Below are 22,560 nucleotides of genomic sequence, written 5' to 3' on the forward strand. Positions count from 1 at the left end.
CCGGCGCAAGCTGGCTGCCCTTCGATAGGTTACTTTTTTGGAAGATCCGGGCCTGGCGGGTTGCCGTCCGGATTGTCAGCAGAGCTGTGCCTCGTCAGTGCATTTTGACGTGTCTCGCGGGGCTGGTAGCCGTCGCTCCCACTATGGTGAAAGCCCGGTTCATTTGCTTGCAGGCTGTCTTGATTTTTTCTTGAGTTATTATTCACCGGCGAAGTCGCCTCCGGCAGGGCCTGCCCGTCTGTGTCTTGCGCGCGCCTCCCGAACCACATCTTGCAGGCGAGATAGGTGAGTAAAATTACACCTAGCCATTTGATGACGATGAAGGCATAGGCAAATTGATGCAGGAAGGCTGCCAGGCCGAGCACGGCGATGGTGAAGAACACCGCTTCGCCGACCCACAGGGCAAGGGTAAAGGGAAGAACGCTCCATCCGTCATGGGTGGTCACGCGGGCCGCCAATTCAGCGGGCGATTTGGCGGTAACGAAGATGGCGCCGGCAAATAGTCCGAGCGCTGATGATGTTATGGTGACATTTCGTTGTGATGTTCGGGGGACTCATCACATACGGCGCGTCACCGTTGCTGTTCCGGCAAAGAATGATTTCGCTGGATGACATGACCGCCTTGCCCATATATCAAAACACGACACCTGCCGGGGAACTTGCAATGACCATGTCAAAGACTTTCGACTGGAAATCCGCACCCGGCGGTGAGGACTGAGCGGGTCCGCCGGGAATGAAAAAAGGACGAGCGGCATATGGAAAATGCTGTGCCGATCCGTCGATCACGCAGACTTACCGCTGACCTGACGCATGGTCATCAGTTTGAACGCTGGGTGCTTTTGGATTATCACGAAGCAGGGCAATTGCGGGGGATCGTTTGATCTATCGGTTTCGCGAGTACCAGATAGATACGGACTTGTTCGAGCTCAGGCGCGCCGGGGAGGCGGTCAAGGTCGAGCCGCAGGTATTCGACCTGCTGGTCTTCCTAATCGCCCACCGCAATCGCGTCGTCAGCCAAAGCGAGCTTCTCGATTCGATCTGGTCAGGCAGGATCGTGTCGCTTTCGACCCTGGCGAGCCGCATCAATGCCGCCCGATCGGCGGTCGGCGACAGCGGGGCTGCGCAGAAGCTCATCCGCACCATCCAGCGCAAGGGCTTTCGCTTTGTCGGCGAAGTGCAGGAAGTCGCAAGCCGGACATCCGCGGCGCGGGCGCATGCGGAAGCGGATGATGCCAATCAGGAAATCCGCTTCTGCACCACGGCCGACAATGTACGGATTGCCTACAGCGTGGCGGGCCGGGGTCCGCCGGTCCTGAAGGCGGGGAACTGGCTCAACCATCTCGAATATGACTGGAAGAGCCCGATCTGGAGCCACTTGCTCCGCTGGATGGCGTCGGAGAACCAGCTCGTCCGCTATGATGCCCGCGGCAACGGCCTGTCTGACTGGGATGTGAGCGAGATTTCCTTTGCCTCCTATCTGCGCGACCTCGAAAGCGTGGCCGATGCCTCGGGCCTCGAGCGCTTCACCTTGTTCGGCATCTCGCAAGGCTGTGCGGTGTCGATCGCCTATGCCGCCAAGCACCCGGAGCGTGTCGGCCGTCTCATCCTCTATGGCGGTTTTGCCCGCGGCCGCCGCATCCGCGGCACGCTCGAGGAGATCGAGCAGGCGGAAGCGATGATCACCTTGATGCGCACCGGCTGGGGCCAGGAGAATCCGGCTTTCCGCCAGGTTTTCACCTCATTGCTGCTGCCCGGCGGGACGCCCGAGCAGATGCAGTGGTTCAACGACCTGCAGAAGACGACGGCGTCGCCCGGCAACGCGGTCAGGATGCGTTTCGTCTCCGACACCCTCGACGTTTCGGACCTGCTTGCCCGGGTGAAGGCGCCGACCCTGGTGCTCCATTGCAAGGACGATGCGGTGCAGCCTTTCGCCGAGGGCATGCAGATCGCCGCCGGCATTCCCGGTGCCCGGTTCGTGGCGTTGGAAGGGCGCAATCACCTGATTCTGGAGAGCGATCCGGGTTGGCCGAAATTCCGCGAGGAAGTCAGCCGCTTCCTGCGCGCGGATACTGCCTGACGCGCATTTCCGGCCGATCAGCGAAGCGCGGCATCCGGGCATGCCGTCGATGAAGTTGATGGCACGCTCCAGGACTTCCTTTCCGAAAGCGGACATGTCCGAGCGCTTGGTTTCGAGCGGATAAAAGGGAGACGACTCGTGGATCATGAAAACTCTGTATGGCGGGGGACAAGGCACGCCGGTGCGTGCCGTTGTCGCTCATCATGCTGGCCATGTCGCCACAAGTCTTGGTTGGGGCGTGGAGTTCCCGTCCAGATTCCCTTGATTTATGCCGGGTTGTGGCAGGAGAAGCGATGGCCCTGTGCCATGGCCTGCTCCCCCGGCATCTCGTTCCGGCAGATCTCATGCTTGAAGGAACAGCGTGGATGGAATTCGCACCCCGATGGCCGCTTGAGAAGGCTCGGCGTCTCGCCTTCGGCTTCGATGATCTGGGTCGATGAATCGGGATCGGCCTTGAGATTGGCCGAGAGCAACGCTGTCGTATAGCGATGGCGCGGCCTCGCGAAGATCGCCGCCGTGTCGCCTTCCTCGACGATGCGCCCCAGATACATGACCGCCATCCGATCGGCGACATGGCGCACCACATGGAGATTATGGGTGATCATCAGGAAGGCGGTGCCGAATTTCTCCTGCAGTGCCCGCATGAGATTGAGCATCTCGCCCTGGATCGAGACATCGAGCCCGGCGGTCGGCTCATCGGCGATGATGAGCTTGGGCCGGAGCGCGATCGCGCGCGCAATGTTGATGCGCCGCGCCTGGCCGCCCGACAATTGATGCGGGTAGCGCTCGGCGAAATGGGCGGGCAGGCCCACATCCGCGAGCAACGACCTGATCTTGCGGTCGAGATCGGCCGTCTCGCCATGGACCTTGAAAGGCTCGGCCAGGATGGACTGCACCTTGAGGCGGGGGCTGAGCGAGCCCATCGGGTCCTGGAACATCATGGCGATCTGGCGCCTGACCGGGCGTAGCGCCGTCTCGCCGAGGCCTGAGATGCGCTGCCCGCCGAATTCGATTTGGCCGCTATGGGTCGGAACCAGGCCGACAATGGCGCGCGCCAGCGTGGTCTTGCCCGATCCGGATTCGCCCACCAGCGCATAGGTCTTGCCGGCTTCGAGCGCGAAGGAGACCTGGGCGACGGCCTCGATGAAAGCGGGCTGCCCGGAGAGCCGGGCGGCGATCCGGCTGGCCGCCGGGAAGCGGATGGTCAGGTCATTGACCGTGAGGAGCGCCGTCATGGCGTGCCGAGCTCACGCGCTTTGTGGCAGGCGGCGCGATGCCCGGGCCCGACCGTCTCGGGAGAGGGCCTCTCGCCGCAGCGCGCGAATTCATCGGGACATCGGCTGCGGAAGATGCAGCCTTCGGGAATATGGACGAGGTCCGGCACTTCGCCCGGAATGGTGGGCAGCGTGTCCTGCATCTCCGTGAGGCGGCCGGGATCGCATTCGAGCAATTTGCGCGTATAGGGATGGCGCGGGTCGCGGAAGATGTCGCGCACCGTGCCCTGCTCGACCACCTCGCCCGCATACATGATGGCGACCCGCTCGCACAGGTCCGCCACCGCGCCCAGGTGATGCGAGACGAACATCACCGAGCAGCCGATATCGCGCTGCAGCTCCCGCAGGAGCCGGATGACCTGCACTTCCAGCGTCGCATCGAGCGCCGTCGTCGGCTCATCGGCGATGAGGAGATCGGGCTCGGTCAGCAGCGCCATGGCGATGCAGATGCGCTGGCGCATGCCGCCGGAGAATTGATGCGGATACTGGTCGAGGCGCCTTGCCGCGTCCGGCATGCGCACCCTTTCCAGAAAGTCGATGGCGCGGCGGCGTTTTACGGCGAGGCTCTCCGGACGCCGATACTGGATGGCGGTCATTTGCGTGCCGATGGAGAGAACCGGGTTCAGCGCCGTCATCGGGTCCTGGAAGATAGTGGTGATGCGCTCGCCGCGCAGGCGCCTGAGCCCCGCTTCCGTCATGCCGACGATATTCTCATCCTCGAAGCGGATACTGCCGCTGACGGCGCTGACATTGGCGGGCAGGAGCCCGATGATCGAATTGATCAGCGTCGACTTTCCGCAGCCCGATTCACCGATGATGCCGATGATCTCGCCTTTTTCGACGCTGAGCGAGACATTGCGCAGCGCCTGGAGCTCGCCCCGCCTTGTGCGGAACGCGACGGAAAGGCCGTCGATATCGAGAAGCGCCATCTTCAGGCGTCCTTGCGCAGGCGCGGATCGAGGTGATCGCGCAAGGTCTCGCCGAGGAAGGTGAAGCCCAGCGTCGCGATGATGATGGGCAGTCCTCCGGCAATGGCCGGCCATGAGCTTTCGCGGATGAAGGCATAGCCGTCATTGAGGATCGATCCCCAGGAAGGCGTCGGAGGCCGCACCCCCAGGCCCAGGAAGCTCATGCCGGCTTCGATGGTGATGACGACCGGGATGTCCATGGAGACCAGGATCACCAGGGGTCCGATGAGATTGGGCAGGATATGGATGGCGAGGATGCGCCAGGGCCGCGCTCCCAGGACCCGCGCCGACAGCACGAATTCCGCCGTTTTGAGCGACATGGTCTGCGCCCGCACCACCCGCGCATAGCCGGGCAAGGTGGCGAGCACCACGACGAGGACGACAGAGGCGAGACTGGGCCCGGTCAGCGTCACCAGCGCCAAAGCCAGCATGACGGTCGGGAAGGAACGCAGTGAATCGAAGAACAGCAGCAGCAGTGAATCGAGCCAGCGCGGCCCATAACCCGCGATCATGCCGAGCACCAGGCCGCCGATGAAGGAAATGCCGGTGGCGACGAAGGCGACGCCGAGCGCGATGCGGGCGCCATAAAGGGCGCGGGTGAAGAGATCGCGGCCCAGATGATCGGTGCCGAGGAGATGGGCGAAGCTCGCATCGAGAAAGCGGTCGCGCATCGCGAGCTTGGCCGGATTATAGCCGGTGAAGCCGGCAAGGAGCGCGCCGAGCAGGATGAGGGCGACGAGGGTGATGCCGAGCAGGCCCATCGGATCGCTGATGATCCGCCCCAGCGTGCTGTGGCGGAAGCCGGAGCCTCGCGCCTCGCGCGCGCTGTCAAAGAGTTGATCGGACACGGGGATCTAAACCTGCCGCGATGAGATCGGCGGCGAGCGTGCACAGGACATAGAAGCCGGTGGTGATCATCACGGCGCCCATCACGACCGGATAGTTGCGGGTGCTGATCGCATCGAAGATGAGCTTGCCGACGCCGGGCCGCGCGAAGACGATCTCGGCGAAGACGGCGCTCGAGATCATGTTGCCCACCCCCATGCCGAGCACGACCACGGTGGGGATGATCGCGATCTTGAGCGCATAGCGATAGGTGATCGTCCGCTCCGGCAGGCCGAAGGCGCGTGCCATCCGGATGTGGTTCTCGGTCAGCACCTCCAGCATCGAGGCGCGCACCATGCGGGCGAGATAGCCGACCCAGCCGAGCCCGACGGCGAGCGAGGGAAGAACGAGATGATGCAGCTGGTCGAGCGGGGCGCCGCTGTCGCCCGCGCCAATGGTCGGGAACCAGCCGAGCCTCACCGAGAACAGCAGGAGCCCGTAGACGGCGACCACGAAGGCGGGCAGTGCGATCGAGCTCACCGACAATATGCCGACGATCCGGTCGGCGAGCGAGCCTCTGTAGATCGCAGCGAAGCAGCCGAGCGGAATGCCGAGCAATGCCGACCAGCCGATGCTGGCGGCGACGAGCGCCAGCGTGAAGGGAAGCTGCTCCATGACGGTCACCAGTACCGACCGGTTGGTCAGTACGTCGGTGCCGAGATCGCCGGTCAGCACCCGGCCGAAGAAGCGCACGATCTGGATGACGGCCGGCTGGTCGAGCCCCATTTGCTGGCGGAACATTTCGCGCATCTCGGGCGATGCGAGCGGCCCCAGGAGCACCGCCGCCGGATCGCCTGGAATGAGCTGGATCATGCTGATGAGAAGCATAAGCGAGATCGCCGTGATGATGACGGCAAGACCGGCGCGCTTCAGGGTATAGGTGAGCATGTCTACTTAGCCTCACCATCTCTAGATATTCCCCCTCTCCCGTGCGCCAGCATGGGAGAGGGTGCCCGAAGGGCGGGTGAGGGCTCTCTGTTTACGTAGCGAGTGCTCTTCAACATCTTTGTTCAGCCGATGAAGAGCCCTCATCCGGCCTTCGGCCACCTTCTCCCACGCTTCGCGCAGGAGAAGGGGAAAATACGGAGAGCGCGCGCCGCGTTTTACGCACTCTTGAATGCATGGAAGATCGGTCCGCCATGGGGCAGGAGCGCCGGCGTGATCGTGTCGCTATAGCCGATGCCGGTCACGCCATGGGTGAGGAAGACATAGGCGCCTCCCTCCTCCATCAGGTCCTGCATGCGGACATACATGTCATTGCGCTTCTTTTCATCCTGCTCGACCTTCGCCTGCTTGTTGAGCTCGCCGAATTCCGGGCTGTTCCAGCGTTCCCAGTTCCACACGCCGATCTGCTCCGGGGTGAACCAGTCGGTGGCGAATGAAGGATCGGGCTGCATCGAGAAGCGGTTGATGATGATCTGGATCTTCTTCCAGGCATCGCCCGATTTCTGATCGCCCAGGCTCCAGAAGGTGCCGGAATCATGCTGCTGGATCGTGGCGGTGATGCCGACCTCGGACAGATTGGCCTGCACCGCCTGGGCGGCGCTGACTTGCTCGGTCTTGTTCAGGATGTCGATGGTGCATTCGAAACCTGAAGCCAGGCCGGCCTTGTTCAGGAGCTCGCGCGCCGCATCCGGATTATAGCCATAGATGTTCTTCTCGCGATGGCCGATGAGGCCTGGCGCAATGATGCCGGTCGCCGGTTCCGCCGCGCCGAAATAGGCGGCATCGAGCACGCTCGGCACATCGATCGCCTGCTGTACGGCGCGCCTCACTTCAAGCTTGTCGAAGGGCGGCGCCTCGACATTCATGCCGAGCCACACATAAGCGAGCGACGGCTTGACCGCGATCTTGCCGCCCTTGGGCGGCGTCTGCTTGAAACGCGGAATGGAGCTTGGCGCGATCCAGGTATAGTCGATGTCGCCGGCCTCGAGCGCCAGCTCCGCCGTCTTCTCGTCTTCGATCGGGATGACATGGATCTCGTCGAATTGCGGCGCTTCGCCCTTCCAGTCGGGATTGCGCGCCAGCACGACGCGCTGCTTGGGCTGCCATTCTTTCAGCAGATAGCGCCCGCATTGCGCCGGAGGCTTGGTGTCGAACTTGCCGCCCACGGCTTCCACCGCCTTGCGCGACACGATGCGGCCGGAACCGAAGACGAGGCCGACATTCCACAAAGGCGGAAAGGGCGCCTTCAGCACGATGGTGCCGGACTTCTCGTCCTTCACCTCGACATGGTCGAGCGCTTCCCAGTCGCCTTTGTAGACCGCATCGAGCTTGGGATCGATCATGCGCTCGAAGGAGAATTTGACGTCATCCGCCGTCACCGCTCCATGCCCGTCGGTCCAGACGAGTCCGTCCATCAGCGTGAATTCGATATGGGTCGGGTCGGTCTGCTCCAGCCGGCTGGCGGCATCGAGCTTCCATTTCCACACATCGCCCGGCGTCATGTCGGCGAGGCCGACGAAGATGTTGCGCATGATGTCGTCTTCCGGCGCTCCCTTGCGGAAGGCCGGATCGAGATTCTGGATGTCGGCATAGGAGCGTACCTTGAGCGTCTTGCCGTCGGCCGACAAGGCAGCTCTGGAATAAAAGGCCGGTGAAAAGCCTGCCGCAGCCATCGCGGCCAGGATCTGGCGTCTGCTTAGCCCACTCATCTTCCGCTCTCCCTGTTTCCTCGCTTATGCGCCGGACAGGATGCGCCAGGAGACGAGAGCTTGGCAACCCTGCACTCTCAAAGGTGATCGCGAGGTATTCGATATGACCATTCGCGCGAGAACGGCACGGCATCGCCTTCGCGGGCGACAAGCTTGCCGGTAAGCACCAGCTCGGTGCGGGTGACGCTCATATTGGTCGTTGCCTCGACCGCGATATGGAAATCGTCGCGCTTATATTCCTTGCGCCATTTTGTTTCGGCGGTGGCTGAAAGCGGGTCATCCGGATGGATCCGATAGGTTCTCTCCGCTTTTACCCCATAGGTCCAGTTATAGGCGTCGATCTGGGTGAGGCCGTCATCCTGCAGGCGATACATCTCGACATCGCCGCTCTTGAGATCACGCGTGATGGTGGAGGCGCTGGCGCCCTGGCGCAGCGCCGTCTTGCGCAGCGCCGGCGCATTCTCGGCCGGCGCGAAGCTCGGAAGCTGCGCATCCTCGGGGCGTTCCGCCCGCACCGGCAGATCGAGATGGCTCACGCCCGCTTTGATGCTGAGGGTCGCCGTCTCGGGCGAGGGCCAGACGATCGGCCAATAGGCCGTCGACAGCGCGAGCCGCAGCCGGTTGCCGGTTCCGATCCGCTGCCCGCAGTCATTCAGGCGGATCGCCACCTTGTAGCGCTTGCCGGGTTCCACCGGCTTCAGATCGACATGCCCGTCGCGATGGGTGAGGTTGAGAAGCCCATAGGTGAGCCGCGTCGCCGATCCATCGGGCAGTACCTCCGACAAGGTTGCGGCGACAAAGGCATTGGGCCGGTCGGCCGCGACATCGAGATGGAGCACCGGCGCGCCGAGGAGATCGAGGGGCTGCATCAGGGGCAGGGTGTCGAAGACAAGCGAGCCGCCGGCCTCCTCGCGCTGGTCGCCCGGCTCGTCTGCCTCGAGCCCATAGGGACACCACTTGCCGGCGGCAAGGCCAATGGTCTGCGGCGAGGAAATGGCGAGCGTGAGATCGCTCGGTTGCGGAGCTTCGGTCAGGACATGGTCGCCGAGCGTGAGGCTGAGCGGCTTCGCCCCCTTGATCGGCCAGCCTGCCTCGCCGACCCAGCGCCCCGGACGCTCCTTATAGTGGCTGCGCGGCGGCACCGGGTCCTGGATCCAGGCGCGCAAAGGCGGCTCGTCCATGATGCCGGTTTCGATGCCTTTCAGCCATTTGTCCCACCAGCGCAAGGCTTCCTGCAGGAAGCCGATGCGCGGCCCGGGCTCGGCGAAATTCGGGTATTTATGCGCCCACGGACCGATGAGCGCCTTCTTCGGGCATGTGAGATGCTCCATCATGCGGAAGATGGCGTTGGAATAGCCATCCATCCAGCCGCCGACCAGATAGACCGGGCACTGTACGGCGCCATAGTCCTCGCAGATCGAGCCGTGCTTGTAGAGCTCATCGCGCCTTTGCCGCCGGTGCCATTCTTCCAGCCAGAAACCCGACTCGTTCAACCGGCCCATCCACAGATCGCGCCATTTGTCACCGACCAGCGCGGGATCGGGCGGGGTCGCGTTGATGCTGAACATCGTCGAGCCCCAGGCGAATTTGTCGACGAGGAGGCAGCCGCCCATGAAATGGATGTCATCGGCATAGCGGTCATCGGTTGAGCACAGCGAGATGACGGCCCTGAGCTCGGGCGGGCGGCGCGCCGCGATCTGCAATCCGTTGAAGCCGCCCCAGGATATGCCGATCATGCCGACCGATCCGGTCGACCAGGATTGCGCGGCGATCCATTTCAGCACCTCGAGCGCGTCATCCTGCTCCTGTTTGAGGTATTCGCCCTTGAGAACACCTTCGGAATCGCCGGCGCCCCGCATGTCGACGCGCAGCGAGGCATAACCGTGGCCGGCGAAATAGGGATGGTTCAGCGCGTCGCGCTCGGTCGTACCGTCGCGCTTGCGATAGGGCAGGTATTCGAGGATGGCGGGAACCGGCCTTTCCTCGGCATCGATCGGCAGCCAGATCATCGCCGACAGCTTGACCCCGTCCGACAGCGGAATCTCGGCATGCTCGATGATGCGGATGGCGCGTGGAAATTCGGTCCGTGTCTTCATCAATCTATTATAGCCTCGGCGTCGATCTCGACATCATAATTCCCGATCAGCGCGCCGGCGGCGAGCAAGGTGTTTGCAGGCCTGATATGCCCGAAGACGCGGCCATGCGCCTTGGAGACCTCTTCCCAGTCATTCTGGTCGCGCAGATAGACGCGGGTGCGCACCACATCCTCCATCTCGCCGCCCAGCGCCTCGATGCTGGCGCGGATCTTGTCGAGGATATAGACGGCCTGGCTCGCCGGGCTGCCTGGGGCGATGACTTCGCCTGCGCCATGTGTCGCGGTCGTGCCCGAGACCAGGATGCGGTTCCCGACCTTGACGGCGCGGCTATAGCCGGCCAGCGGTTCCCAGATGCTGCCCGTGTCGATGCGCAGCCGGTCCGGCCGCTCCGGCATCGGCTCGGCCTGATAGACTTTCGGGAAGGCCGCCAGATGGTGGCTGAGATCGCCGGAGGCGGTGAGGAAAGGCGGCCGCCGGTATTCATCGCCACAATCGCCTTGGATCGGCGTGGTCAGGGCAAGGGCCTGATCGAGCACACGATGGTCATCCGCGTCGAGCGCGAAATCGAAGATCTTGAGATTGTCGGCCCGATGCTCGCGCTCGCCGAGCCTTGCCCCGATGATGATGCCGGCGATGGCCTTCTGCTCGAGCACCCAGCGCGTCGCGACATTGCCGATCGAGACGCCATGCTTTTGCGCTATCTGATGGGCGGCGGAAAGGATCGCCTGCAGCGCGTCCCAGCCGCCGATCTGATCGACGAAGCGCAGATACTTCATCGTGCTCCAGTCGGCGGCCTGAGAGGGCCGCGCCCTTCCATGCCATTTCTCGGTGAGAAGCCCGCCCGCCAGCGTGCCATAGGCGAGAAGCCCGATGCCCGATTTGGCGCAGAACGCACTCATATCTCCCGCAGCGCGCCGGTCGAGCAGCGAGAAGCAGGCCTGGTTGGTGACGAGAGGAATGCCGTGGTCATGCAGCAGGCGCAGATGGCCGGTATCGAAATTGGTGGTGCCGAGATGGCCGATGCGGCCTTCCTGCTTGAGGCGGGTGAGTTCCTTCATCGCATCGATCCAGCCCGGATGCTGGAATGTCCACCAATGGAACTGGAGGAGATCGATCCTGTCCGCGCACAGGCGCCCGCAGGCCCTGTCCACCGCGGCGCGCACCACGTCGGGCGTCATCGGTCCGGGTGTCGGGCACCATTTGGTGGCGAGCACCGGTCGGTCGGCTCTCACCTTGCCGGCGCGATGAAGCTCATTGAAATGGCCGGATATGATTTCGGCGCTGCCATAGTGGTCGGCCATGTCGAATGTGTCGAAACCCGCTTCGGCATAGGCCTTCATGTCGAGGGCGAGGGCGGCGGGATCGAGAGCCCGGCCATCCTTCTCCATATCGGCGATCTGCCAAAGACCACAGAGGATCCGGCTGATTTCGAGATCGGGCGCAAGCGTGATGCGGTCGGGACGGCGGGTCATTACTCTCTCATAGTTTCCCTTCGCCCGTGCGCAGCATGGGAGAAGGTGGCGCGAAGCGCCGGATGAGGGCTCTTTATTGGAAGAAATCCAAGCCGCAAAGGGCGGCATAATTGCACGAAGAGCCCTCACCCGCCCTTCGGGCACCCTCTCCCATTGCTTCGCAACGGGAGAGGGGGAATGTCTTAGAGAGCCCGCTTCAGTTGCCGATCTTGGCCTTGATCGCGTCGACATCGGCAGTCGTCATCTCGCCGACCGTCGTGACCTCGCCTTTCTGGATGCGCCACAGGCGGAACGGCCCGGTGATGTCGCCATATTGATCGAAGGAGACGGGACCGATCACGCCTTCATATTTGATCGGTTTGCCTTCCTTGATCAGAGCGAGCGCCTTGGCGAACTCCTCCTTGCCGGCATGGATGACCGTGCCCCTGGGATCAAGCACCTTGTTGATCGCCTCCTTGATCGCCGCCGAGTCGGGCTTGCCGGCTTGCGCAATGGCGAGCCCGACGATGGCGCCCGCATCATAGGAGCGGTCGGCCGCCGGGTTGGACGGGTCGATGCCGGAGAATTCCTTGTAGTTCTTCATGAAGTAATCGGTCGATGGCGTCGGGCTGGTGCCCGACGAGGTGCCATAGGCGTCTTCGAGATATTTGTCGCCGACATTGGCGATGAAGTCCTTGCTGTTCATGCCGTCATTGAGCAGGAACTTCGCCACCCCGCCTTGCGAGATCCACTGCCTGGCGACGGTGGCGCCATCGACCGGATAGGAGATGAGATAAAGCCCGTCGGGCGAGCCCGCCATGGCTGCGGTGACTTCCGCCTGGTAGCTGGGTTGCTTCTCATTATAGGGCGTGACCGAGGCGATCTCGCCGCCCAGCGCCTTGTAGGCTTTCGAGAACTCGGCCACCATGTTGACGCCGAAGTCGTTGTTCACATGGATGACGGCGAGCTTCTTGAAGCCCTGGTCGAGCGCATATTTGGCGGCAGCGACCCCTTGCAGCGCATCCGACGTGATGGTGCGGAAGAACACGCCATTGGTCTTGCCGTCGCGCCCGAGCGCGCTCAGCGTCGGCGAGGAGGAAGCGGGTGAGACCTGCACCACTTTCGCAGGCCCGGTCACCGAGGTCAGGATCGGGATCGAGACGGACGAGATGATGCCGCCGATGAGCACCGGCACCTTCTTCACCTGCACCAGTTGGGCCGCCACATCGACCGCCACATTGCCTTGGCTCTGGCTGTCGCGCGTGTCGGTCAGAAGCTTGCAGCCATTGATGACGCCACCGGCATCATTGATGTCGCGGAACGCCATCTCGACCGATTTGGCCCCGGCCTGGCCATACTCGCCGGCTGGCCCCGTCAGCTCCATGACGAGACCGACTGTGATATCGCAATCGGCGGCCTTGCCGGGCACCGACATGAGCGCCACGCCCGCCAACGCGGTCATGGCCAAAAATGCATATTTCATGTGTCTTCCTCCTCCGTCCTTGTTGTTGGGCGGGCCTGCCCGCCTCTTGTCAATCTGCGATCCAGGTTTCCTGCAGATAGCGCCAGACGACGCCGCAGGGCGCTCCGGGGGCGGCTTCGAACAGGGCCACCGATACGCGCTTTGACGTCTCGCCGTCACGATACTGTTCCTCGACATATTGGAGCAAGATGTCCTGTGCGGTCTCGTGGAGGGGTCTGATGTCGTGGATGGCGATGCGGAAATCGGCCCGCGCCGTGGCCTTCTTGAGCGCCGTGATGATCTGCGGCCGGTTGACCCGCCGGCCTTCCGGCGTCACCATCGCCATATCCAGCGCCAGGGCCTTCTCGCAGCGGCTGAAATCGCGGTTGCGGCCGGTGAAGACGTCGACGAAATAGGCATGCAGCTCGACCACTTCGCGCGCCGCGGCTTGCCCGAGCGGTGTCATGACGCCTCCTTGTTGAGATTGTATTTCATGATCGACCCATGCCGTCCGTTTCGGTCGCGCTCAAGCGTGAATGTATCGCCCTCAGGTCCCCTGGCTTGCCGCAGCACATGAGCGATCGCGGCATGATCGGCTTGCGTCAGCCGGAGGGCGAAGATGGCCTGGTTGGCGGCGACATGCGAGCGGTTGCGCGCGCCGACAATGACCGCGCCGACCTGCGGGCGATCGAGGATCGCGCGGCTGGCGATGGTGGCGATATCGCTTCGATGAGCATCGGCGATCCGGCGCAATGTGGCGAGCAGCTCCTGGAACAGATCCCAGCCGCCGAAATCATCGATGATGAGCTTGTATTTGGTGAGCGAGCGGTTCTCGAAAGGAGGCTTGGGCTCTCTCTTGCCCAGCCAGCGGTCGCTCAGGAAGCCGCCCGCCACCGAGCCATAGCAGAGGAGATGGACATCATGCGCGCGGCACAGCGCGACGAGGCCGTTTTCCGGGCGCGCATCGAGAAGCGAATATTGCACCTGCATGCTGGCGAGCGGAAAGCCCCGGGCGATCAGCTCGGCCGAATGCGGTGTGTCGAAATTGGTGCCGCCCAGGAGATCGATCTTGCCGTCCTGCTGCATCTCCGTGAGCCAGCGAGCAGCCTCGCCAGCCCCCGGTATTGCATAGTCCCACCAATGGAACTGCACGAGATCGAGCCGCTCCATATTGAGGCGTCCGAGCGACTGATCGATGACGGCTTGCACATGGCGCTTCGAGATCACCGGCAAGATATCGAGATCGGGCACGAATTTGGTGTGGACCTTGATGCGCGCCAAGGCCTCAGGCCCATGGCTGTTGCGATAGGCGGTGCGGAACGCGCCGATGATCTCCTCGACGCCGGTATAGATGTCGGCACAGTCGAAGGTCGTGATGCCGGCTTCGGCGAAGGCGATGAGATCATCGAGCGCCATCTGCCGGTCGACCGCGCCATGGCCGCCGGCGAGCTGCCAGCCGCCGCGAATGACGCGCGAGATCGCATAGCCTGGGCGCAGGTCGAAGAACTCGGTCATGGTTGGTCGAGCTTGACGGCGGTGGTCTCGGAATGCCGGAAGCGCCTTTTGCCGAGCCTTGTGATGCGCAGCCGGCTCGGGCAGTTGGGATCGGGACAGGCGATGTCCGCATCGCTCGTCATCCAGTCGTTTTGATGGGTTTCGCGCTGCTTGGCGGCCAGCAGCGGCAGCACCGAGGCGAGCGAATAGATGGAGATGCCCTGGCCCTCCGGCAGATAGAGCATCTCGCCCTTGAGCTCGAAATAATCACCGACCTTCGCGCCGCAATAGAGCCTGGCCCCTTCCGGCGCCACCACTTCCACGCGCAGGTCGTAAAGCTCGAAACTGTCGTCAGGGACAGCGGCCATGAACAATCCATCCTCTGGTGATGAAGCGGGAGGAATGATAACAGCTACATATATTTAAGGGGAAGGGGTATGCTGGAAGTCCGGTCCGTGTCGAAGCATTTCGGCGGCGCTCATGTCGTATCCGACGTATCGCTGAAGGTCGGCAAGGGCGGCATTGTCGGTCTGATCGGACCCAATGGCGCCGGCAAGACCACGCTGTTCAATCTCATCGCCGGCACCTTGAAGCCCTCGCAAGGCGCGATCCATCTGGAAGGGGCTGAAATCACGCGGGAAGGTGCGCATCGCCGCCTCGCCCGCGGGCTCGGCCGCACTTTCCAGATACCGAGGCCCTTTGCCGAGATGACGCTCATCGAGAACATGCTGGCGGCGGCCCAGGCGCAGACGGGCGAACGCCTCTTCGCCAATTGGGTGATGCCGGGCCGGGTCGCAGGCGAGGAGCGCGCCAATGCCGAGAAGGCGATGGCGCATCTGGAATTCTTAGGGTTAGCGCGGCTGGCGCGCGAGCCGGCACGCGTGCTGTCCGGCGGCCAGCGCAAATTGCTCGAGCTCGGCCGCGTGCTGATGGCCGATCCGCGGATCATCCTGCTCGACGAGCCGGGCGCCGGCGTCAACCCGGCTTTGCTCGACGCCATCATAGAGCGCGTGCTCGAGATCAACCGGCGCGGCGTCACCTTCCTCATCATCGAGCACAATATGGATCTGGTGGCCAGGCTCTGCGGCCATGTCTTCGTCCTGGCCGCGGGCCGCCTGCTGTCGGAGGGAATGCCGGAGGATGTCGTGCGCGATCCCATGGTCATCGACGCTTATCTCGGCACCGGTGCGGCATGAGCGAGCCTCTCCTCGCCATCGAAGGGCTCGCGGCCGGCTATGAGCCGGGCGCCGCCATCGTGCGCGGCGTCAGCCTCGCAGTGAAAGCGGGCGAGATCGTCACCATTCTCGGGCCCAATGGCGCCGGCAAGTCGACCTTCATCAAGGCCATCGCCGGCCTCGTGCCGAAATTCGCCGGGACCGTGAAGCTCGGCGGTTCGGACATCACCCGCATGCCGGCGCATCTACTGGCGCGCCAGGGCCTGGGCTTCGTGCCGCAGACCGAGAATGTCTTCACCCTGATGTCCATTGCCGACAATCTGCGCCTCGCCGCCGATATTTTGCCCAAGCCGGAGCGCGCGGCGAAGATCGAGGAGATGCTGAAGCTTTTTCCCGATCTCGATCGCCAGCGCAGCCTCGCCGCCGGCCGCCTGTCGGGTGGCCAGCGCCAGATGCTGGCGGTGGCGCGCGCCTTGATTGCGGGGCCTCGCATCCTGATGCTGGACGAAGCTTCGGCCGGGCTGTCGCCCAAGCTTGTCGGCCAGGTGTTCGCCAAGCTCGCCGATATCCGCAAGCGCGGCATCACCATCGTGATGGTCGAGCAGAATGCCAAGGCGGCGCTGGCGCTCGCTGATCGCGCCATCATCCTGGCGGAGGGCAGAACAGCGCATGAAGGCAGGTCAGCCGACATCGCCAGTGATCCCCAGATCCGCCAACTCTATCTGGGCCTGGCGCCGGCGCGAGGTGCGGCATGAATCTGCAATTCATTGCCGACGGCCTCATCATGGGGGCGCTCATCGGGCTTGGCGCGATCGGCGTCACGCTCACCTATTCAATCCTGCGCTTCGCCAATTTCGCTCATGGCGAGTTTCTCGCCTGGGGCACCTATTTCACCTTGCTGCTGACCGCGGCGATCGGCGCCCTTGTCGGCGGATCGGGGACGCTGGGCGCCTTGTCCTTCGGCTGGCCGGTGATCCTGGCGGGCGTGATCGCCGCTCTTCTCACCGGCCTCGTGGCTCTCGCGCTTGACCGCATCCTCTTCGCCAGGCTGCGCCAACGTGGCAATGCCATCGTCATGGTGATGGCGAGCTTCGGCGCCTCGATGGCGCTCAGAAGCCTGCTTGAATTCCTCTTCACCTCGGAGCCCAAGTATTTTTCGCGCGATATCCAGATCGCCTTACCTCTGGGTCTGGGCATCAGGCTGACCCCCGACCAGCTCTTCCTCCTGCTTCTCACCGTGATCCTGGTCGTTGCCATGGAGCGCTTCATGACGAAGAGCCCGATCGGCCGCGCCATGCGCGCCGTGTCGGAGAATCCGGTGCTGGCGCGGGTGGCGGGCGTCGATGTCGATCGCGTCATCCGCGCCACCTGGATGATCGGCGCAGCACTCGCCTGCGCCGCGGGCGTAATGCTCGGCATCACGGTGCAGGTCAGGCCCTTCATGGGCTTCGACCTCTTGCTGCCGCTCTTCGCCGCGGCGATTTTGGGCGGCATCGGCAGCGTGCCGGGCGCGGTGCTCGGCGGCCTGATCGTCGGCATCGCGGAAGCCGCCGCCGTCCAGGTCGTGGGTGCCGACTACCGCGCCGCCATCGCCTTCCTCATCCTCATCGCGGTGCTGCTCATCCGCCCGGCCGGCATATTCGGAGTGCGCGAGTGATGCTCGATATCCTCGCTTATGCCGCCTTCTTCCTGGTAACGGCGCTCACCTATGGCATCATCTGCCTCGGCCTCAATGTGCAATGGGGCCAGACCGGGTTGTTCAATGTCGGCGTCGCCGGCTTCGTGGCGATCGGCGCCTATACATCGGCCCTTCTCACCACACCCGATGCAGCCGGCCGTTTCGGCGGCTTCGGCCTGCCGGTGTGGCTGGGCTGGATTGCCGCCCCGCTTGTCGCAGGCGCCGCTGCGGCACTCATTGGCGCCATCACCTTGCGGCTCCGCGCCGACTATCTCGCCATCACCACCTTCGGCATCGCCATTGCCATCCAGCTCGTCGCCCTTAATGCCGAGACGCTGACCGGCGGGCCTTTCGGTATCGGCTTCATTCCGCGCGCCTTTGCCGGCCTCGAGGACCAGCCGGTGATCTTCAACCTGGCAAACCTCTTGCTCGTCGGTCTGGTCACGGCGCTCCTCTATTATGGCCTCGAGCGCCTCACCCGCAGCCCCTGGGGCCGGGTGCTGCGCGCCATCCGCGAGGATGAGACGGCAGCCCAGTCGCTGGGCAAGAACGCCAATCTCTTCCGCATCCAGGCCTTCGCGCTGGGTTCCGCCATCATGGGGCTGGGCGGTGCGATCGGCGCGCATTTCATCGGCTTCATCGCGCCGGAGAATTATGTCTCGGCCATGACCTTCCAGGTCTGGGCGATGCTGATCATCGGCGGCTCCGGCAACAACAAGGGTGCGCTGCTGGGCGCTGTGCTGGTCTGGGGATTGTGGAGCGCGTCCGGTGCGCTGCTCGCCGCTTTCGTGCCGGCGGAATATCAGGCGCGCGCCGCGGCCCTGCAGATCGTGTTCATCGGCGTGGCGCTCGCCGCTTTGCTGGTCTTCCGGCCGCGCGGCCTGTTGGGCGAGGAGAAGATCGTCTCGCGCTTTCTCAAAGATTAGAGGTTTGCCAGAGCGGGCTGAAGCTTGCCCGCATTCACCGCAAGATCGAGGAAGGTGTAGCGATTGCGGATCTCACGCGAGCGCAGCAGCGCATCCTCATAGAAGGGACGTGGAAGATGAATCGCCGACGGCGTCAAGGGCGCACCGGCATTCTTGAGCACGGTAGCCAGATAGTCGGGATCGAGCGATATCGAGGCGATGCGGTCGCGCATCTCCGGCCAGGCACCGGCAAGACGGTCATTGAGCATCCCTGCGGCTTTGGCGTCGAGCCGCTTGCGGGCGAAATCATCCCAGCATGATGGGCCCAGCACATCGCCATAGCGGGCGATGAAGCTTTCCTTGGTCTCGGTGTCGGGTGTCAGCGTCGGCCGGGACTTCAGCATTCCCTGCTGCAGGCGCGCCAGCGACAATGTGGTGACCCCGATCTGCTCGCCATGATAGACGAGCGGCCGCCTGGGATCGCCCAGCATGTCGATATAATGGCTGACCAGGTGCTCGCCCTGGCTCGCCGGCTGGCTCGTGCCGTAAATCGCGGTGCCGAATCCCGACAGGACGAGCGTGCGCACCAGCCGTTCCATGACCGCGATATCGCCGGCCATCAGCGCCTCCGACTGGTCGAAGAGCGGCTTCTCGTCATCGCGGAGAAGCGCGTAGGGCAACTGCCGGTAGGGTTGATCGAGAAGCAGATGGGCGAGCAGCCAGTCCGCCTGCGATGTGGCGCGGCACAGGCTGTCGCCGAGGCCCGAGCGGATCAGGCGAGGCGGTGCTGCCGCGAGGATAGCGAGGTCGAAGAAGGCGCCGCGCGGCGCCTGCGCCGGCAATGATTTCTTGTGGCCATGCTCGGTGATGGCGGCGTTGAGCGACGTATAGCCGTTCATCGACGGCGCCGTGGCGAAGACCGCATAGGGCTTGCTGTCCCGGGCGCTCGCATATTTGCACAGATCGTTGATCGTGCCCGAGCCGATGGCGATCAGCGCGCCGGCACTGCGCGTCACCTGGCGGATTTTCGCGACCGTTTCGTCATCGGGATGCGGCGCATCGGGGAGTACGATGCTCTGCACATGATGGATGCCGAACAAAGCCTGCTCCACCCGCCGGCCGAGGATCGCATGGGTAGTCTTGTCGCTGATAATGGCGATATGCGAATCGAATTCGAGCGCCTTGACGAGATCGCGCTCCATGCCGACGAGGCTCGGCCTGATGACGAGCGATCGCGTCGTCACTCTTTGCCGGCCGAGCCCGTCCGGGTCTTCGTAAGTGCCATTGAGGAGTTGGGTGATCTTGTCTTGTTGCGGCATGGCTTCAGGCTTGCGGGAAGAGGGGTTTGAGAGCTGAGAAAAGGGTCAAATAGCGCTGATAGGATTGGTCGAGCGTCGCGGCCGCCAGCGAGTCGGGCAAAAGCTGCTCTTGTGGCGGCGGCAGAAGTGCTGCGGCTTGCTTGAGATCCGTGAAGCAGCCCGAGGCGACGCCGGCCAGCATGGCGGCCCCGATGACCGAACTATGGGCATGCCGCGGAAGCGTTGCCGGCAGATGGGCGATATCGGCGCGAATCTGCGCCCACAGCCGGCTCTGGGCGCCGCCCGCCAGCAAGGTCAGCGAGTCTGGCCGCGCCCCCAGCGTTGCGAGCCGGGTCAGGACATCGCGCATGGCGAAGCCGCAGCCTTCGAGCATCGCGCGCGCCAGATGCGGGGCGCCATGCGATGGCGTCAGTCCGTAGAAGCAGCCGCGCGCTTCGGCGATCCATTCGGGCGCCATGGCCCCGGTCAGCGCCGGGAGAAAGATAAGGCCGTCCGAGCCCGGCGGCGCTGTCGCGGCAAGCCGGTCGATCTCGGCGAAATCGGCGACGCCGAGAAGGCGCTTGAGCCAGGCGACGGCGCCGCCCGCGAGCCAGCCTGGATTTTCGATGAAATAGCCGCCCGCCGGATAGGCATGGGTCTCGACAAGCCGGCCCATGTCGATGCGGGGCTCGGCAAAGACCGCGCCGACAACTTCGCCGGTTCCAATGGCGACCAAGACATTCCCGGGTTCGACTAGGCCGGCGCCCAGGGCGGTGGAGAAATCATCCCCGGTGCCGACCGCGACCGGAATGCCGGCGGGCAGGCCGGTGAGCGCTGAGCCTTGCGCCGTGAGCTTTCCTGCCGGTTCGCCGGCGGATGCGAGGGCTGGCAGTTCCGTTTCCGCTACATCGAAGGCCGCGAGCAGCGAGGCCTCATAGGCTTTCGTCTTGAGTCCATAGAGCATGCTGGTCGAGGCCAGCGCATGGTCGATGACCGTCGCACCGGTGAGGCGTTCGACCATGTAGGAGACGGGCTGATGATAGCGCGCCGTCCGTGCATCGCCGCCATGGCGCTTGAGCCAGCGGATCTTGGCGGCGAGATGGCTGGCATCGGCGACGATCCCGGTGAGCTCATGCAGGTGATCGGCATCGATGTCGGCAAGCTCCTGCGTGGCGCGCCGGTCCATCCAGGTGAGGCAGGGACCGCGCGGCCCTCCCTTCGTGTCAACGGGAATGCAGCCATCGAGCTGGCCGCAGATGGCCATGGCGCCCACCTTGCCGGCCGGGCAGCCGGCTTTCGCCAGCGCCTCGCCAATGGCGGGACCGAGCGCGTCTTCCCATAGTCGCGGATCCTGCTCGGCCCGGCCAGGGAGAGGGAAAGAGGGCTGATAGGATCGGCTCGCCTCGCCCCTCACGGCAAGCTGGGAATCGGTCACCGCCACTTTCAGGCTTTGTGTCCCGATATCGACGCCGATCAGCACGCGTGGTGCCTTTCCGCACACACCCAAACACCGTCATCCCGGCGAAAGCCGGGATCCACTAAAATCTTTCTACGCGAGCAGCGCTTCCCAGACTGCACTTGTTCAATGGGTCCCGGCTTTCGCCGGGATGACGAAGAGCAAGTGGAGGGGAGATTACACATGCCTTCGGCTCCAAATCCTAACAGCAGCTCGGCGCGCGTTTCTCTTTGACTTGGCCGTAGCTCTTGAATTTCTCCATGACGCGGCCGATCTCGTCATCGGGCAGGATATGCGGCACGCCGATCTGCAAGGCGCGCCAATATTGCGCCGCCAGGGTCTCGATCTCGACCGCGAGCCACGCCGCCTTCTTGAGGGTGGGGCCGATGCACACCATGCCGTGATTGGAGAGCAGGCAGGCATGGCGGTCCTGGAGCGCGCCGACGATATAGTCGGCAAGCTCCTGCGTGCCCCAGGTCACATAGGGGACGCAGGGCACGGTCGGACCGCCGGCAGCAGCGATCATGTAGTGAACGGCGGGAATTTCCCGCCGCAGCATCGACAGCGACGTGCAGAACATGGAGTGAAGATGGATGACGGCGCCCACTTCCTTCTTCTTCTCCATGATGTCGCGATGGAAGCGCCATTCGGTCGAAGGCTTGCGCGGTCCCTGATGCGAGGCGTCGAGCTTCATCGTGACGATGTCGGCCGGCTTCATCTCGTCATAGGGGACGCCTGACGGCGTGATCAGGAAGCCGCCATCGACGCGCACGCTGATATTGCCCGACGTGCCCTGGTTGATGCCGCGCTCGTTCATGAAAATGCAGGTGGCGATCATCTGCTTGCGGATGTCTTCATTCTTCATTGTTGTCTCCTGATGTCATCTGGCGTCGGTGCCGGCGATAAGCACTTCGACACCCAAAGGTGAAAGCGCTTCTGCCATTTCGGCTTCGGGCTCGCGGTCGGTCACCAGATAATGCACACGCTCCAGGCTCTGCACCTGCACCGGCGCATAGCGGCCGAATTTCTGCTGGTCGGCGACGACGATCACCGTCTGCGCCGACTGCAGCATGAGATTGTGGAGTTCGGCCTCCTCGCGGCTGAAATCCATGAGTGTGCCGCGCGGTGAGATGGCGCCGGCGCCGATGATGGCGAAATCGGCGAAGTAGTTGGCCAGCATCTGGGTGGCGTCGCGGCCGAGACAGGCCTGGTTCTGTGCCTGGATCTCGCCGCCGAGCAGATGCACCCGGTTGTTGTTGCGTCCGGAAAGCTTGAGGGCGCTCGCGATGCAGTTGGTGAAGATGGTGAGGCCCTGGCGCGTGACCAGGTGATCGGCGGCGCTCTGCACCGTGGTGCCGCCCGCGAGCAGGATCGAGGCGCCATCGGGGATCATGCTGGCGGCCAGCCGGCCGATGGCGGCCTTGCCCGCCACATTGGTGGTCTGGCGCACCGCCATGTCGGGCTCATGCGATTCGAGCGAAATGGCCCCGCCATGGGTTTTGCGCAGTTTGCGCTGCTCGGCCAGCGTCAGGAGATCGCGCCGGATCGTCTCGCGCGACACATTGAGGGTGCGCTGGATGTCGGTGATCGAGATCGAGCGGTGCGCCTTGACCAGCGAAAGAATGTGGCTTTGCCGCTCCTCGGCGAGCATGGAGGCCTCCCAGTCACTTGAAAACCCTGCGCAATT

Annotated in this window: 21 protein-coding genes; 5 read left to right on the plus strand and 16 right to left on the minus strand. The window is 63.8% G+C overall.

What is annotated here, in order from left to right:
* Positions 1–29: 29 nt before the first annotated feature.
* Positions 30–446: a LysE family translocator gene (locus DT068_RS03880; protein WP_162913993.1), complete on the minus strand. Its 417-nt coding sequence runs from the start codon at positions 444–446 to the stop codon at positions 30–32.
* 470 nt (positions 447–916) lie between these two features.
* Between DT068_RS03880 and DT068_RS03885 the strand changes: the two genes are divergently transcribed.
* On the plus strand, positions 917–2,077 hold the full coding sequence (locus DT068_RS03885; protein WP_368904414.1) for an alpha/beta hydrolase: 1,161 nt from the start codon (positions 917–919) through the stop codon (positions 2,075–2,077).
* A 266-nt stretch (positions 2,078–2,343) separates the two neighbouring features.
* On the opposite strand, the gene DT068_RS03890 is transcribed toward DT068_RS03885, so the two are convergent.
* The 11 genes from DT068_RS03890 to DT068_RS03940 all read right to left on the minus strand — a co-directional run bounded on the left by DT068_RS03890 (position 2,344) and on the right by DT068_RS03940 (position 14,729).
* A complete protein-coding gene (locus DT068_RS03890) occupies positions 2,344–3,312 on the minus strand; it encodes an oligopeptide/dipeptide ABC transporter ATP-binding protein (RefSeq protein ID WP_119388471.1) in 969 nt (322 codons plus the stop codon).
* Entirely contained in the window at positions 3,309–4,280 is a 972-nt protein-coding gene (locus DT068_RS03895) for an ABC transporter ATP-binding protein (RefSeq protein WP_119388472.1), read from the minus strand. Before DT068_RS03895 ends, DT068_RS03890 begins: the two co-directional genes overlap by 4 nt.
* Positions 4,281–4,282: 2 nt before the next feature.
* Positions 4,283–5,167, minus strand: coding sequence for an ABC transporter permease (locus DT068_RS03900; protein WP_368904415.1), 885 nt, complete (start codon positions 5,165–5,167; stop codon positions 4,283–4,285).
* The gene (locus DT068_RS03905; protein ID WP_119388473.1) at positions 5,148–6,092 is read right to left on the minus strand and encodes an ABC transporter permease; all 945 of its coding nucleotides are present in this window, start codon (positions 6,090–6,092) and stop codon (positions 5,148–5,150) included. Before DT068_RS03905 ends, DT068_RS03900 begins: the two co-directional genes overlap by 20 nt.
* 215 nt (positions 6,093–6,307) lie before the next feature.
* On the minus strand, positions 6,308–7,858 hold the full coding sequence (locus DT068_RS03910) for an ABC transporter substrate-binding protein (RefSeq protein WP_368904416.1): 1,551 nt from the start codon (positions 7,856–7,858) through the stop codon (positions 6,308–6,310).
* Positions 7,859–7,935: 77 nt separating this feature from the next.
* A complete protein-coding gene (locus DT068_RS03915; RefSeq protein WP_119388474.1) occupies positions 7,936–9,954 on the minus strand; it encodes a CocE/NonD family hydrolase in 2,019 nt (672 codons plus the stop codon).
* Positions 9,954–11,426 (minus strand): aldo/keto reductase, encoded by a 1,473-nt coding sequence (locus tag DT068_RS03920; protein WP_119388475.1) that lies wholly within the window; start codon positions 11,424–11,426, stop codon positions 9,954–9,956. The genes DT068_RS03915 and DT068_RS03920 overlap by 1 nt, the downstream gene beginning before the upstream one ends.
* A 196-nt stretch (positions 11,427–11,622) precedes the next feature.
* Complete coding sequence (locus DT068_RS03925) at positions 11,623–12,867, minus strand: ABC transporter substrate-binding protein (protein WP_368904461.1); 1,245 nt, start codon at positions 12,865–12,867, stop codon at positions 11,623–11,625.
* Between the two features lie 70 nt (positions 12,868–12,937).
* A complete protein-coding gene (locus DT068_RS03930) occupies positions 12,938–13,333 on the minus strand; it encodes a hypothetical protein (RefSeq protein WP_119388477.1) in 396 nt (131 codons plus the stop codon).
* Positions 13,330–14,382, minus strand: coding sequence for an aldo/keto reductase (locus DT068_RS03935; protein WP_119388478.1), 1,053 nt, complete (start codon positions 14,380–14,382; stop codon positions 13,330–13,332). Before DT068_RS03935 ends, DT068_RS03930 begins: the two co-directional genes overlap by 4 nt.
* Complete coding sequence (locus DT068_RS03940) at positions 14,379–14,729, minus strand: TIGR04076 family protein (RefSeq protein WP_119388479.1); 351 nt, start codon at positions 14,727–14,729, stop codon at positions 14,379–14,381. Before DT068_RS03940 ends, DT068_RS03935 begins: the two co-directional genes overlap by 4 nt.
* A gap of 69 nt (positions 14,730–14,798) precedes the next feature.
* On the opposite strand from DT068_RS03940, the gene DT068_RS03945 reads away from it, so the two are divergent.
* Genes DT068_RS03945 through DT068_RS03960 form a run of 4 tightly spaced genes read left to right on the plus strand, consistent with a single transcriptional unit; the run spans position 14,799 to position 18,140 of the window.
* A complete protein-coding gene (locus tag DT068_RS03945; protein WP_119388480.1) occupies positions 14,799–15,557 on the plus strand; it encodes an ABC transporter ATP-binding protein in 759 nt (252 codons plus the stop codon).
* Positions 15,554–16,291 carry an ABC transporter ATP-binding protein gene (locus DT068_RS03950; RefSeq protein ID WP_119388481.1) on the plus strand — a complete coding sequence of 246 codons (738 nt, stop codon included), beginning with the start codon at positions 15,554–15,556 and terminating at the stop codon, positions 16,289–16,291. The genes DT068_RS03945 and DT068_RS03950 overlap by 4 nt, the downstream gene beginning before the upstream one ends.
* Entirely contained in the window at positions 16,288–17,193 is a 906-nt protein-coding gene (locus DT068_RS03955) for a branched-chain amino acid ABC transporter permease (protein WP_119388482.1), read from the plus strand. Before DT068_RS03950 ends, DT068_RS03955 begins: the two co-directional genes overlap by 4 nt.
* Positions 17,193–18,140 (plus strand): branched-chain amino acid ABC transporter permease, encoded by a 948-nt coding sequence (locus tag DT068_RS03960; protein ID WP_119388483.1) that lies wholly within the window; start codon positions 17,193–17,195, stop codon positions 18,138–18,140. The genes DT068_RS03955 and DT068_RS03960 overlap by 1 nt, the downstream gene beginning before the upstream one ends.
* On the opposite strand, the gene DT068_RS03965 is transcribed toward DT068_RS03960, so the two are convergent.
* From DT068_RS03965 to DT068_RS03980, 4 genes are all read right to left on the minus strand, one after another.
* Positions 18,137–19,438: an iron-containing alcohol dehydrogenase gene (locus DT068_RS03965; protein WP_119388484.1), complete on the minus strand. Its 1,302-nt coding sequence runs from the start codon at positions 19,436–19,438 to the stop codon at positions 18,137–18,139. The genes DT068_RS03960 and DT068_RS03965 overlap by 4 nt on opposite strands.
* Positions 19,439–19,442: 4 nt before the next feature.
* Entirely contained in the window at positions 19,443–20,897 is a 1,455-nt protein-coding gene (locus tag DT068_RS03970; protein WP_162913994.1) for a xylulokinase, read from the minus strand.
* Positions 20,898–21,075: 178 nt separating this feature from the next.
* Positions 21,076–21,738 (minus strand): class II aldolase/adducin family protein, encoded by a 663-nt coding sequence (locus tag DT068_RS03975; RefSeq protein ID WP_368904417.1) that lies wholly within the window; start codon positions 21,736–21,738, stop codon positions 21,076–21,078.
* A gap of 15 nt (positions 21,739–21,753) precedes the next feature.
* The gene (locus tag DT068_RS03980) at positions 21,754–22,524 is read right to left on the minus strand and encodes a DeoR/GlpR family DNA-binding transcription regulator (RefSeq protein ID WP_119388486.1); all 771 of its coding nucleotides are present in this window, start codon (positions 22,522–22,524) and stop codon (positions 21,754–21,756) included.
* Positions 22,525–22,560 lie beyond the last annotated feature (36 nt).

Origin of the sequence: Taklimakanibacter lacteus, assembly GCA_003576695.1 — a bacterium.
Lineage (GTDB): Bacteria > Pseudomonadota > Alphaproteobacteria > Rhizobiales > Aestuariivirgaceae > Taklimakanibacter > Taklimakanibacter lacteus.